Source organism: Undibacterium sp. TC9W (genome assembly GCF_049339865.1).
Classification (GTDB): domain Bacteria; phylum Pseudomonadota; class Gammaproteobacteria; order Burkholderiales; family Burkholderiaceae_D; genus Undibacterium.
On record NZ_JBMPPJ010000001.1, the window covers coordinates 223446 to 235808 of the forward strand.

Sequence of the window (12363 nt, forward strand, 5' to 3'; positions counted from 1 at the left end):
CGCGTATGATAAAAACCTCTCCAAGTGAATTGGTCTTGTCCTTTGCCCAGATAGGGGCAATGTTGCGGGCGCGCCAGCTGTTAATCGCCTTTGTCATGATAGTCGCTGTTGTTGGAGCAGTCGTGGCCAGCCTGGTCTTGCCCAAGACCTATGTGGCAGTGGCTGATATTTTTATCGATTACCGCGTCAATGACCCTATCGGTGGCCGCCAATTTCACCCCATGCAGGATGAAAGCTATCTGCAGACCCAGTTTGACGTTATCAAGAGTGTGCAGGTTGCTGAGCGAGTGATACAGGCATTGGGCTTGCAGACCACGCCTGAGGCCAAACGCTTTGTACAAAGATATGGGGAGCAGCGTGGCTTGCGCGCACTGGCTGAATCCATCGTCAGGAATACTGATGTGTCGCCACACAAGAATAGCCGCGTCATAGAAATCCAGTATTCATCAAGTGACCCCAAGCATGCCAAAGAAGTTGCCAATGCTGTCGTCAAGGCCTATATAGATTTGTCGCTGGAGATGATGAACGCACCAGCCAGGGCCAGGCGTGATCAATACAACGCCCAGCTTGAGTCCATGAGTCGGCAGATTGATGAGTTGCAAAAAAAACTGACGGCTTACCAGCAGGAATATCAGATTGTTGATGTCGATGAGCGAGCTGACATCGAATCCAAACAAATGAATGCCTTGAGTGTGCGCCTGATTGATGTGCAACTGCAAAAAGTGGAAGCCCAGGCCAAGCGCCAGTCGCTGGAAAAACTCGTGCGTGAAGGCAATCCAGAGTCAGATATTCCTGAGATTGCTGGCATAGGCCATATCTCAGGCCTGAAAGCTGCCCTGATTTCGCTTGATACTCAGTTGGCCAATGCCAAGATTACTCTGGGATTGCGTCACCCCAAATACATGGCGATCAATGACGAGCGCCAGGCTCTGCTGGACAAGCTTAAAAGAGAGTCTGCTACTGCATTTGAAATGCTTGGTGCTTCTGAAGTGCGTCTGAGCCAGCAGGAAAAGGTCATAGAAACAGAGATCGCCAGCTATCAGAAAAAGACGTTTGAAAACAAGAAACACAGGGACGTCATCAGCTCTTACCAGCGTCAGCTTGATAGCGTGCAAAAGATTTACAACGCCGCCATACAAAAATTTGATGAGTTGCTGATGACCAGTAATGTGGCCATCTCAAATGCCTCAGTCATGCAATGGGCAGAGCTGCCGGAGAAGCATGCCAAGCCACTGCTGCGCAATAACCTTGTGTTTGGCTTGTTGGCTGGCATCGTGTTTGGTTTTGGCCTGGCCTTCCTGCTCGAATTAATGAACCGCCGTGTACGTTGCCTCGAAGATCTGGAGCGTGAATTTGATGAACCTGTGATGGCAAAAATTGGATTTGATGAGAAACTGAGCGGCAATGGACAGGGTGAGGGTGGTTTGCATGCAAACAGCTGAAACCATGAATGTACCAGCTTCTAAAATAGGCCGGCTCGGCGAGTTATTCCTGCAAAAAGGTTTACTCACGCCTGAGCAGATAGACCAGATCGCCCAACTGCAAAAAGAAAAAAAACTCAGGTTTGGTGATGCAGCACTGGCGCTGGGTTACCTGAGCCAGACGCAGCTTGATCAGGCTTTGGGCGAGCAGTTCGGGTATTCAACCAAGGACCTGATTAACGGCAGTGCCGACAAGTCTCTCAAATTCTTTTACTTCCCTTTCAGTAAGGAGGCAGAAGAAATCCGCCGCCTGCGTAGTGAATTGCTGTTGAAATTCAGCGGCCAGGAGAAAATCAAGATCACCCTGGTCAGCCCGGCACGCCGCGATGGCAAATCCTATATGGCAGCCAGCCTGGCTATCGCCTTGTCGCAAGTTGGCAAACGTACTTTGTTGATAGATGCAGACCTGCGTAGCGGCAAGCTACATGAATATTTCTCACTCGGCAAGCCAGATGGTTTGTCTTCTGTATTGGCCGGGCGTATTAAAGCATCCGATGCCCTGATACAGCTGATGCCGAATTTACATTTCATGCCAGCCGGGCCGCAACCGCCTAACCCGCTGGAGATTTTGCGTGCTCCGCGCATGCGTGAATTGCTTGATTCCTGTTCTGATCAGTTCGATGCTTTCGTAGTTGATACCCATACAGCGACCCTGGCATCGGATGCCCAGATGGTTGCTCATCAGACCGGGAGTGTCTTGCTGGTAGCCAGAAAAGACCATACCTATGTCGATGAGTTGCGCCAGGCCAAGGCAGACATGCAGGCAGCTGGTGTCGAGGTGCTGGGAACGATCTTTAATCAATATGAGCCTGCAGGAGCAGTGCGTTTTGCGCCATTCAGCTGGGCAATGCGTTTGCTGTCCAGATTATTCCGGCGGAAAAGCTGAGTTCATATGCCTGAACTGAGTATCTGCATTTGCACTTATAAAAGGCCGGAATTGTTGCGGCGTTTGTTGCAAGCTATTTTGACGCAAACTTTACGGGATGTGGCCATAGAAGTAGTGGTTGTTGATAATGACGTCAATCAGTCTGCTGCTGGCGTGCTGGCTGAAATGGCGGCTCGCTTCGCCGGAAGCCTCAAGGCGCTGAATCTGGCAAATTCAAATATTTCACTGGCCAGAAATGCAGCTATTGCCGCCGCCAGCGGACAATGGATAGTCATGATTGATGATGACGAAGTGCCAGTGCCAGACTGGCTGGAGCAATTGCTGAAAGTGCAAAAGGCTGAGCAGGCTGATGTAGTATTTGCACCGGTGCTGCCTGAGTACTCAGAAAGTACACCAGCCTGGATACGCGAGGGTGGCTACTTTGACCGCCGCCGCATGCCTACCGGCACAAAAATAGATCACAAGGACGCCCGTAGTGGTAATGTGCTTGTCAGTCGTTCAATATTGCAGGATATAGCTGCATCCCAAAAAGATGGCATAGGCCCGTTCGACCCTGCCTTTGGTACGACGGGTGGGGAAGACACCATGTTGTTTCGCCGTCTGGATAAACTGGGGGCCGTCATGGTCTGGTGTGATGAAGCTCTTGCTGACGAATTTATTCCGGCAGACAGGGCTACCGCAAAATGGCTATTGCAAAGGTCCTACCGCACCGGGCAATTATTCATCCGCACCGAACTGGCGATGCTCGAAGGTGGCAAAAAAATCAGTTCTGCACTGATGCTCAGCGCCCGGGCCTGCGTGCAGTTTGTGCTGGCCTTGTTATTCGCCTTGCTGTTATTGCCTTTTAAATTCCTGCGCAGCTTCACCTGGCTCAGGGTAGCTGCTTCGCAACTGGGCAAACTCAGTTATTTCTGGGGTAGCGCCAGCCATGCTTATGGCAGCCAGCCAGCAAAGAAATAATTCATGACGGCTCATCAATCCCAACGCTTACAGGCACTGGATGGCTTGCGCGCCTTATCCATTGCACTGGTTTTTATGTCGCACATAGGATTTGGTCATCTCTTCCCTGGCGGCCTGGGCGTGACGATATTCTTTTTTATCAGCGGTTTCATCATCACCAAACTGATGCTGGCAGAATGGGACGCCAGTGGCCGTGTGAGCATACGAAATTTTTATGTGCGCAGACTATTCAGGCTGACACCGGCCTTGCTGTTTTTTGTGCTGATATCGCTGACATTGATGGCTGTTGTCGGAGAGTTGCCACCGAAAAAAGAAATTGCCTCGGTATTTTTTTATTTTGCGAATTACTATGGCATATATTCCAGCTTCAGCGGTGAGTTGATCAAGCAGCCTTTGGCGATAACCTGGTCATTGGCAGTGGAAGAGCATTTCTATTTTGTTTTCCCTTTTTTGTTTATCGGTTTCATCAGCCTGCCAAAACGCTTCTTGAGCCTGATCGCGGTAATCCTGTTGGCGATGCTGGCCTGGCGTGTGTATCTGGTGCTGGCCATAGGTCTGGATCATTTGCCGCATTACAGAATTTATACGGCGACCGATACCCGCGCTGATTCCATTTTGTATGGAGTGGTCCTGGCTATCATACAGGTGTACTACCCACTTTTTTTTGCCAAGCTATCACGCCAGCAGACCTTTCTGTGTGGTGCCTTTTTAATGTTGATGACACTAGCTATCCGTAACGAAGAGTTTCGTGAATCCTTGCGTTACTCTTTGCAGGGAGTGGCTTTGCTCTATATGTTCCCGATGCTGGTATTTGAAAAAAATGCCTTGAACAATTTCCTGCAACTGCCACCTGTCGTCTATCTGGGGCGTATCAGTTATTCCCTTTACCTGTATCACTGGCTGGTAACACATAGCGCCGCACATTTTTTGCCAGAGCTGACTACTCTGCCGAGAGTCGTGCTCATCACTGCGCTTTCGCTGCTGTTATCCCACTTGTCATACCGTTACATAGAACAGACTTTCCAGAACCTTGGACGCAAATTAATGGTCTGAGTTTGCTGAATTTGCTGGGTTTGATTTTGCGAGTTTGAATCTCCGGCTTGATGAGCTGACCGCAATCAGGCTGAAGATAAAGAATACATTCTGGAATACAAAGCCACGAAACAAGCTGCTTTCGGTGAAATTGGTAATGACGACAACAACCAGCATGGCGGACCAGAAGGCGGCTTGCTGCCTGTCCTGATGAGAAAGCGTAATCAACATTTTTGCCTGCATCAACAAGGTGAGTATCACCAGTATCAAACCAATCAGTCCTTGTTCGTTGAGAATATCCAGATAGCCATTGTGAGACTGCAAAGGTATCCAGTGCAGGGCATCGATCACGAATTGCGAGAGGCTGTCTGGCCCCAGCCAGAATGCGCCATAGCCCAGACCAAACAGATAGTGTTTGTTAATCTCCATCTCTACCAGTTGCCAGACATCAGTGCGGCCAGTCAGGTCTGTGCCTTTGCCAAACAGGCCAGCAATCGGTGATGCCGCTTCTTGCCAGGTAGGCAGACGCGATTCCTGCATAAAAAAGACATACACAGCGATCGTCAGCAGGCAAATCATTACGAGGCTGGCCCGCGTCAAAGAATAAGAAGATGAAATGTGCCGCTTGCGCAGCAAATGGAAAACGCCCGAAGTCAGCAGGGTGATGATCATGCTGGTCGAGCTTTTACTCATGACCAGCATGAAAAAAGAAAACAGTATGCCCAGCGCCAGGCTCCTGATACCCACGGCCTCTCTGCATGCCTTGATTTGCCATAATAAAATGCTGAGGGCCGCAACCTGGCCCAGCTCATTTTTTTGCGACAGGGCACCGCGCCAGGCGCCTCCCAGATCATAGTCTATGCCTATGCTGGGAACAGCAACAGCCATAAAGAAGGACAGTATCAGCATACCCGTCAAGGTATACAAGACATAGTTCACCATTATTTTTAAAGGTTGTTCAGCGAGTTGTATGCTGAAACCTATCATCACCAGACCATAGAGTTGTATCGCACGTTTGAAAGTCGTCGCTGGCAAGGGCGACCAGATGCTTGATGCCAGACACCATATCAACACGAAGGCCAGAAAGGGATTCATCGCCCGCACATCTTGCAAGGCCTCAGGCAAGTGACGATACAGGATGAATGTTGCCAGCAAAAACAGGCCTCCCCATTGCAGTTTTGTGGTCAGAGAACCTTCCATGGTCAATGCAGACGAGCCGGTGTAATCCCAGGAAATGCCATAAGGTAACAGGGAAAAAACCACGAACAGAATGATCATCAGTTTGACGATTCTGGTTTCCAGCAGGTTCAGGCTGGTATTGCCGGGCAGTACGGACAAATTTTGCATTTCTCAATACTAATGTCATGTGTTTGTGCGATATTCTAATGGCTACCTTGTCTGTTGCGACCCAAACTATGAAGTATTTTCGATTGCAGGCCTTTTTCGTCTTCAGATTGACGCTGCTGAGCCTTGTTTGTTTTCATTCATCTTTAGTGCTTGCCGGTGATATTGCCTGGTACCGCTTTGAGATTAATGAAGATGCATTGTCGCCAATGGTGGATTTTGGTGGTATGAATCACCCTTTGGATGCGGGTGACCGTGTATTCGTTAAGCAGGGACATTTTTACCGGGTGGGCCCAGATGGCAGGGCAGGTACAAAAGACGATGCACGCGTACGTTTTTTTGGCATCAGCCTGTCCAGTGCGGCAAACTTTCCTGAAGAAAAAGACGCACAAAAAATCGCCCGCCGTTTGCGCAAGCTGGGTTTTAATGCAGTGCGCCTGCACCATTTGGATAGTATACTCAGCGATAGCCTGGATCAGCCGCGTGGTATTTTGACTACAGCAGCATATCCCAGCTTCAATGAAGCTGCCTTGCGACGTTTGCGTGTGTTTATTAATGCGCTCAAGGCAGAAGGCCTGTACGTCAATTTGAACCTGCATGTGGGTTATCAATTTCGCCCGGCGGTTGATCAGGTCACGCCTTTGATGGCCGGTGAGCAAATGCCTTTTGCCAGCCATCCCCTGCATTTGTTTGAGCCACGCATGATCAGTCTGCAGGCAGAGTATGTGCAGCAACTATTGCGCAGGCTGGAGCTCAGGGATGATCCCGCCCTGGCGATGGTTGAAATCAATAATGAATCTTCATTGCTGGGTGCCTGGCAAAGAAAGCAGCTCGATGGCCTGACAGGTGAATATGAAAGAGCCTTGCAGCAGCATTGGCAAAAATGGGTACTGCGTCAACATGGGCATGCAGACAACGCCTGCAAGCTATGGGATAGCTGTTCAATGCCGCGCAAAGGCGTGATCAATGTCAAGTCATCCGAGGCCAGCATACTTGAATATGGAGAAGGATGGGTCGCGGGTGTGCAGCGTTTTTCGCGACGCGCAATCAATAAACTGGGTTGGGAAACGCCGGCATCGTTGCAGCAGCAATACCACCCACATCAAAAGGGCAATGGCCGCAGGGTACTCGACTATGTGCGGTTTTTGTCTGATCTTGATCAGCAATATTTGAATCTGATCCGCAAGACTGTAAGGCAGGAAGCAGGGGATTTATTGCCTGTGACTGGTACGCAAATGTATTTCGGTGGAGTAGCACTGGCCGATGCGCAGCAGCAGATGGATTATGTTGATGAACACTTCTATGTAGATCACTATGATTTTCCGCATAAAGAGTGGGACAGGAATGACTGGCGCATACGCAATAATTCCGTCTTGCGCGAGGGTTGGCAATCGCTGTTGCAGCGTGCATATGTGCGCGATGCGCGCAAGCCCTTTGTGGTCAGTGAATTCAATCAGGCTTTTCCAAATCGGCAGTCGGCAGAAATTCTGCCTGTCATGAGTGCGTTTGCCAGCGCCCAGGACTGGGATGGGCTGTTTCTGTTTCATTACATTGATGGTGATGTATGGCGGTCCGTGCCGGACAGTTTTGGGCTTAGTGGCCACAGTGGACAACTCGTGGTCAGCGGCATGGCGGCGGCTCTGTTCAGACAATACCAGGTGCAGCCATTACCAACACAGATGAATATCAACCTGGCACCTGAAGAGCGCACCATGCTGGGCGCTTTGCGTGATGGCGTCAGTGGCGGTGGAATGCCTGCCTGGCTACAGGCGCAATACGGTATTGATTACCGGCATGCTTTTTATACCCGAGTAGCCATGATGTATGGCACGCAAGCCAAACAGGTCGGGCCGGTGCAGCATACTGCCAGGTTATGGCATGAAGATGATATGACCTGGGCCGCAGCCGGGGGACAATTACGTTACGGTGAATCTGGCCCCTGGCTGGCAGCAGAAACTGCTTATACGCGCCTGTTCGCGGGGCACAAAGCGCCGGGCTCTGTCATTATGGAAGCAGATAAATACCTGCCTGTGTTTTCAGAAAAAGGGCGGCAATATGGCGTCATTATGCTGAGCAGCCGCGATGCTTTGCCTTTGAAGCATAGTCGCCACCTGTTGCTGGTATTGAGTGGTGCCACGACGACTACGCAAGCTGGCGTCCAACCTGAACGTCCTAAACAATTGTTGAATTACGAGGGGCAATCTGGATGGTGGACGCTGGAGCCTGACCTGGCAACAGCCAGAAAACCTTCCGGTTCGCTGAAAGGCCTTGCGCCAGTATGGCTGGAGCGTATCCCGGTCAAGTTATTTCATGCCAGCAAAAGCAAAAAGATGACGGTGTATCCGCTGGATGGAAATGGTGTACGCATGAAAGCACTGGCCAGTTCTGCCATCAGGAAAAAGCCAGATGGTTTTGAGCTTGACTTTGACTTTCCGTCGCCCTGGTATGAGATTGTGCTCGAATAAGCCTGCTGCTGCCGTGGGTGGTGATGTCAACAATGACAGCAATATGGACCCATATATGTATCCATATAAGTTCTGCGCAAAAAACTTCCAGTTTCCTCTGGGAATTTGAAACTTAATTTTCTTTGTGTAAAAAACTGAATTGCCAAATTTTATGATGTGAAATCAATTTTTCATATTGTGAAAAATCTCTGTCTCGCCGCACAAATTATTTTTCTCATTCTAAGAAATATAATTTCATATCGCAAAAAATGAATTTTAAGTATTTGATTTTAAACGATTAAATATTTGTCATATGTCTTATATAAGACCTTGTTGCTCCGCAAAAAATACTCTATTATTTCTCTCAACGGATGCACCTTTTCATTTGATTTGCCCACAGGAGAGAAATATGACAACTCGCGCACAACAAGTAGCAGAATTGCAAAAAGACTGGGATACCAATCCACGCTGGAATGGTATCAAGCGTAATTACACGGCAGAAGACGTAGTTCGCCTGCGTGGCTCCATGAAGGTTGAGCACACTATCGCCAAAAATGGCGCGATCAAATTGTGGGATCTGGTCAATAACGAACCTTTCATCAATGCTCTGGGCGCGCTGACTGGTAACCAGGCCATGCAACAGGTTAAAGCTGGCTTGAAAGCCATCTACCTGTCTGGCTGGCAAGTTGCTGGCGACGCTAACGTTGCCGGCGAAATGTATCCTGACCAATCCCTGTACCCAGCCAATTCTGTACCACTGGTTGTCAAACGCATCAACAACACACTGACACGCGCTGACCAGATCCAATGGTCTGAAGGCAAAGATGACATCGACTTCTTCGCCCCTATCGTGGCTGATGCTGAAGCCGGTTTTGGTGGCGTATTGAATGCCTTTGAATTGATGAAAGCCATGATCGAAGCAGGCGCATCAGGCGTTCACTTTGAAGATCAACTGGCTTCTGTTAAAAAATGCGGCCACATGGGCGGCAAGGTTCTGGTTCCTACTCGTGAAGCGATTGAAAAACTGAACGCAGCACGTCTGGCTGCTGACATCATGGGCACATCCACCGTGATTTTGGCTCGTACCGATGCTGAAGCTGCTGATTTGCTGACATCTGACGTTGATCCTAACGACCAGCCTTTCTGCACAGGTGAGCGCACAGTTGAAGGCTTCTACAAAACCAAACCAGGTCTGGATCAAGCGATTTCCCGTGGCCTGGCCTATGCAGAATATGCAGATTTGATCTGGTGTGAAACTGGCAAACCTGACCTGGAATTTGCCAAAGCATTTGCTGACGCTATCCATGCCAAGTTCCCAGGCAAATTGCTGTCCTATAACTGCTCACCCTCTTTCAACTGGAAGAAAAATCTGGACGATGCAACGATCGCCAAATTCCAGAAAGAACTGGGCGCAATGGGCTACAAATTCCAGTTCATCACACTGGCAGGCTTCCATGCATTGAACTACGGCATGTTTAACTTGGCACATGGCTACGCACGTCGCCAGATGTCTGCCTTCGTTGAATTGCAGGAAGCTGAATTCGCAGCGGCAGAAAAAGGCTTTACCGCAGTTAAACATCAACGTGAAGTTGGTACTGGTTACTTTGATGCAGTGACACAAACTATCCAGCAAGGTAAATCTTCTACAACAGCTTTGCATGGCTCTACTGAAGATGAACAATTCTTCGATGCAAAAAAAGTAGCGTAAGTTTGTAAAGATAAGCAGTAGCTAAGCTCCCAAGAAAAAACCGCACAGATTGTTATCTGTGCGGTTTTTTTTATTGTTTTACCTAAACTTAGAGTACAGCTTGCTGGAATTTTTTTGGATTCAGCGCATTTGCTTTTGTATCTTTCTCTCACGCAGCAAGAGTCCAACAAAGCGCCAGGCTTGTGTTGTGTAGCGTTGCCATAAACGGCGTGGCTCGCTGGCAAGACGCCAGAACCATTCCATACCTATCTTTTGCATCCATAGGGGCGCACGTTTTTTCTGGCCCAATGCAAATTCCATGGCTGCACCTACACACAATATTAATGGCACGTTGTCAGTGATGAATTGCGCGCGATAGCGAAATGCCAGTCTTTCCTGTTTGGGCATGCCCAGGCAAATGAAAAGGATATTCGGTTTCGCAGCCTGTATTCGCTGTATTGCCATATCACTTTCTGCACCATCTGCAGTGAGCTGCATGGACGGGCAAAAAATATCGACTTTCAATCCAGGGTAAGTCTTGGCGAATGATTCCAGTAACAGGCTTTCTTGCCCTGGCATGCCACCCAAAACAAAAATCGACAAATCTTTTTCTATGCAGCCTCGACATAGTGATACGAACAGGTCCGCGCCAGTCACTCGTTCCGGCAAGGGCAGGGCGCACATCTTGCTGGCCCAGATAATGGGCATGCCATCGGCGAAAATATAATCTGAAGTCCCATACAAGGTTTTGAACTCAGGCTCATACTCGAGCTTGGTCATATGATCCACATTCGGCGTCACCACCACGCGGCTCGCATGGTCACGGCTGCTGGCAACTTCCAGCAAATGCTGGTTGGCCTCTGCAAAACGCATATTGCAGATGTCCAATCCGAATAGCCGGGTAATGAGTGGTTTTGTCGCAGGTGAATTCATGGCGTCTATGAATGAAATGGTAATCGATTATCGCATGCTTCAATCAAGTATTTGCCTCTATATATGCTCAAGCGCTGGAAGGTTACATGTGTCAATTTTCATTCCCAGTTTTTTTATAAGTGAGCACTTTTCAGAATATCCTGATATTGTGATAATTGATGGGTAACATTCTACTTTGTAGTGTCAATCGCTTGTGCTTGGCTTGTTGATGGCACTAAGGGAGACTTATGGAATATATGCAGGTCAAACAGCGATTAAGTTTGGAAAGAAAACTAATTATCTGTTTGGGAATTATTGGTTTTGTAATTAGCATCTTGGCTGAGCCTTGTGCTGAAACTCATTTGTCTGCAGTTGCAGCGCAAATCCTGAAGATATTCTGTGTGGCGTTTGGATTTACTACTTATGCGGTTGTAATTAACCCAAAAAATAAGAGGAGTCATGTGCTCATACTGTTTGTCGCTACCGTAGTATCGTATCTGGTGTTGGTTTTCAGTTAATGCTTAGTGATGATTTTTAGCCCTTCAACCTAAAGAAGTCTGACCATGTTCGACGATATAAATGCTCTAAATTTCCTGATTGTATTGGCAGTTTTATTTCCTCCGGCTTGGCTAGCATATCGTTCCCGTCAGGGCAGTAACGCTGCTTGGTATATTTTATATGCTTGGCTGGCTGGTTCTGCTATCAATGCCTGCTTAGGTTTGACATATTTTATGGTGGCATTGATAGGGTTTGTTCTTATTGGATTTGTGTACAGACAAAAATTAATGCTGCTTCAATTTTTCAAGAATAATACCGAAGCGAAGTAAGCTGCCACTGTTTGATGCTGGCGATTACGGAGTGCGACAAAAATTTGTATTGGTTTGAATTGGAAAAGTTTTTACATTAGGAAGTGCCATGCTTCACAGAACCAGAATCAAAATTTGCGGTTTAACTCTTACAGAAGATGTTCGCTTTGTTGTTGCGGCTGGCGCTGATGCCCTGGGTTTTGTGTTTTATCCGCCAAGCCCGCGCTATGTCACGCCGGAGCTAGCTGGGGCCTTGCTCCTCGATATTCCTCCCTTTGTCATGTCGGTTGGCCTTTTCGTTAATATCGACGAGGCAGGTTTGCAAGACGTGATCAGTAAGGCTCCTGTGCAACTGTTGCAATTCCACGGCGATGAAACACCTGAGCAATGCGCCAGCCTAGCGGCCAGTGTCAATCGTCCTTTTATTCGTGCTTATCGCGTCAAAGCTGACACAAAGCCTGAGGATTTGTTAGAATGCGAGCAGTCTTATCGTAAGGCTAGTCCTTTATTCAGTGGTTTATTGCTAGATACCCATGTTGATGGGTATGGCGGTAGTGGAAAGGTTTTTGATTGGTCTCTCATTCCAAAAGAGCTCGCGCCTCGGGTCGTTTTAAGTGGTGGCTTGAGCGTACAGAACGCGACTGGCGCAGTTAGTCAGGTTCGCCCGTTTGCGGTCGATATCAGCAGTGGTGTCGAGGCGGCAAAGGGTATCAAGGATGAGGCTAGCGTGCGCGCGTTTATTGCTGCGGTGCGTCTGGCAGACAATCAGGAATAGTGATGTTGTGTGGGGTATATCCCTGGTGCATCGCTT

The 12363-nt window shown here is 48.5% G+C and carries 11 protein-coding genes; 9 read left to right on the forward strand and 2 right to left on the reverse strand.

Annotation, left to right across the window (positions count from 1 at the left end):
• Positions 1-5 precede the first annotated feature (5 nt).
• The 4 genes from ACO0LN_RS01055 to ACO0LN_RS01070 are packed head-to-tail and all read left to right on the forward strand — an operon-like array spanning position 6 to position 4380.
• Positions 6-1442, forward strand: coding sequence for a Wzz/FepE/Etk N-terminal domain-containing protein (locus ACO0LN_RS01055; RefSeq protein WP_422970550.1), 1437 nt, complete (start codon positions 6-8; stop codon positions 1440-1442).
• On the forward strand, positions 1429-2367 hold the full coding sequence (locus tag ACO0LN_RS01060; protein WP_422970551.1) for a polysaccharide biosynthesis tyrosine autokinase: 939 nt from the start codon (positions 1429-1431) through the stop codon (positions 2365-2367). Before ACO0LN_RS01055 ends, ACO0LN_RS01060 begins: the two co-directional genes overlap by 14 nt.
• A gap of 6 nt (positions 2368-2373) precedes the next feature.
• A complete protein-coding gene (locus ACO0LN_RS01065) occupies positions 2374-3327 on the forward strand; it encodes a glycosyltransferase family 2 protein (protein ID WP_422970552.1) in 954 nt (317 codons plus the stop codon).
• 3 nt (positions 3328-3330) lie between these two features.
• The gene (locus tag ACO0LN_RS01070; protein ID WP_422970553.1) at positions 3331-4380 is read left to right on the forward strand and encodes an acyltransferase family protein; all 1050 of its coding nucleotides are present in this window, start codon (positions 3331-3333) and stop codon (positions 4378-4380) included.
• Here the strand turns inward: ACO0LN_RS01070 and ACO0LN_RS01075 are convergent.
• Entirely contained in the window at positions 4369-5706 is a 1338-nt protein-coding gene (locus tag ACO0LN_RS01075) for an O-antigen ligase family protein (RefSeq protein WP_422970554.1), read from the reverse strand. The genes ACO0LN_RS01070 and ACO0LN_RS01075 overlap by 12 nt on opposite strands.
• Positions 5707-5852: 146 nt before the next feature.
• Between ACO0LN_RS01075 and ACO0LN_RS01080 the strand changes: the two genes are divergently transcribed.
• Positions 5853-8168 carry a capsular biosynthesis protein gene (locus tag ACO0LN_RS01080; protein ID WP_422970555.1) on the forward strand — a complete coding sequence of 772 codons (2316 nt, stop codon included), beginning with the start codon at positions 5853-5855 and terminating at the stop codon, positions 8166-8168.
• A 388-nt stretch (positions 8169-8556) separates the two neighbouring features.
• Positions 8557-9855: an isocitrate lyase gene (gene aceA, locus ACO0LN_RS01085; protein WP_422970556.1), complete on the forward strand. Its 1299-nt coding sequence runs from the start codon at positions 8557-8559 to the stop codon at positions 9853-9855.
• Between the two features lie 120 nt (positions 9856-9975).
• Here the strand turns inward: aceA and ACO0LN_RS01090 are convergent, their stop codons facing one another.
• Positions 9976-10707, reverse strand: a complete 732-nt coding sequence (locus tag ACO0LN_RS01090) for a WecB/TagA/CpsF family glycosyltransferase (protein ID WP_422970557.1) — start codon at positions 10705-10707, stop codon at positions 9976-9978.
• Between the two features lie 287 nt (positions 10708-10994).
• Here ACO0LN_RS01090 and ACO0LN_RS01095 point away from each other — a divergent pair, with 287 nt between their 5' ends.
• The 3 genes from ACO0LN_RS01095 (at position 10995) to ACO0LN_RS01105 (ending at position 12327) form a co-directional block, all read left to right on the forward strand.
• A complete protein-coding gene (locus tag ACO0LN_RS01095; RefSeq protein ID WP_422970558.1) occupies positions 10995-11264 on the forward strand; it encodes a hypothetical protein in 270 nt (89 codons plus the stop codon).
• A gap of 45 nt (positions 11265-11309) precedes the next feature.
• Complete coding sequence (locus tag ACO0LN_RS01100) at positions 11310-11573, forward strand: hypothetical protein (protein WP_422970559.1); 264 nt, start codon at positions 11310-11312, stop codon at positions 11571-11573.
• Positions 11574-11661: 88 nt separating this feature from the next.
• Complete coding sequence (locus ACO0LN_RS01105) at positions 11662-12327, forward strand: phosphoribosylanthranilate isomerase (RefSeq protein ID WP_422970560.1); 666 nt, start codon at positions 11662-11664, stop codon at positions 12325-12327.
• The last annotated feature ends 36 nt before the right edge of the window (positions 12328-12363 follow it).

Excerpts from the sequence above, each read along its gene's own strand:
- ACO0LN_RS01055 (WP_422970550.1), top strand. The coding sequence starts at position 6 with ATGATAAAAACCTCTCCAAGTGAATTGGTCTTGTCCTTTGCCCAGATA.
- ACO0LN_RS01060 (WP_422970551.1), top strand. The coding sequence starts at position 1,429 with ATGCAAACAGCTGAAACCATGAATGTACCAGCTTCTAAAATAGGCCGG.
- ACO0LN_RS01065 (WP_422970552.1), top strand. The coding sequence starts at position 2,374 with ATGCCTGAACTGAGTATCTGCATTTGCACTTATAAAAGGCCGGAATTG.
- ACO0LN_RS01070 (WP_422970553.1), top strand. The coding sequence starts at position 3,331 with ATGACGGCTCATCAATCCCAACGCTTACAGGCACTGGATGGCTTGCGC.
- ACO0LN_RS01075 (WP_422970554.1), bottom strand. The coding sequence starts at position 5,706 with ATGCAAAATTTGTCCGTACTGCCCGGCAATACCAGCCTGAACCTGCTG.
- aceA (WP_422970556.1), top strand. The coding sequence starts at position 8,557 with ATGACAACTCGCGCACAACAAGTAGCAGAATTGCAAAAAGACTGGGAT.
- ACO0LN_RS01090 (WP_422970557.1), bottom strand. The coding sequence starts at position 10,707 with ATGCGTTTTGCAGAGGCCAACCAGCATTTGCTGGAAGTTGCCAGCAGC.
- ACO0LN_RS01095 (WP_422970558.1), top strand. The coding sequence starts at position 10,995 with ATGGAATATATGCAGGTCAAACAGCGATTAAGTTTGGAAAGAAAACTA.
- ACO0LN_RS01100 (WP_422970559.1), top strand. The coding sequence starts at position 11,310 with ATGTTCGACGATATAAATGCTCTAAATTTCCTGATTGTATTGGCAGTT.
- ACO0LN_RS01105 (WP_422970560.1), top strand. The coding sequence starts at position 11,662 with ATGCTTCACAGAACCAGAATCAAAATTTGCGGTTTAACTCTTACAGAA.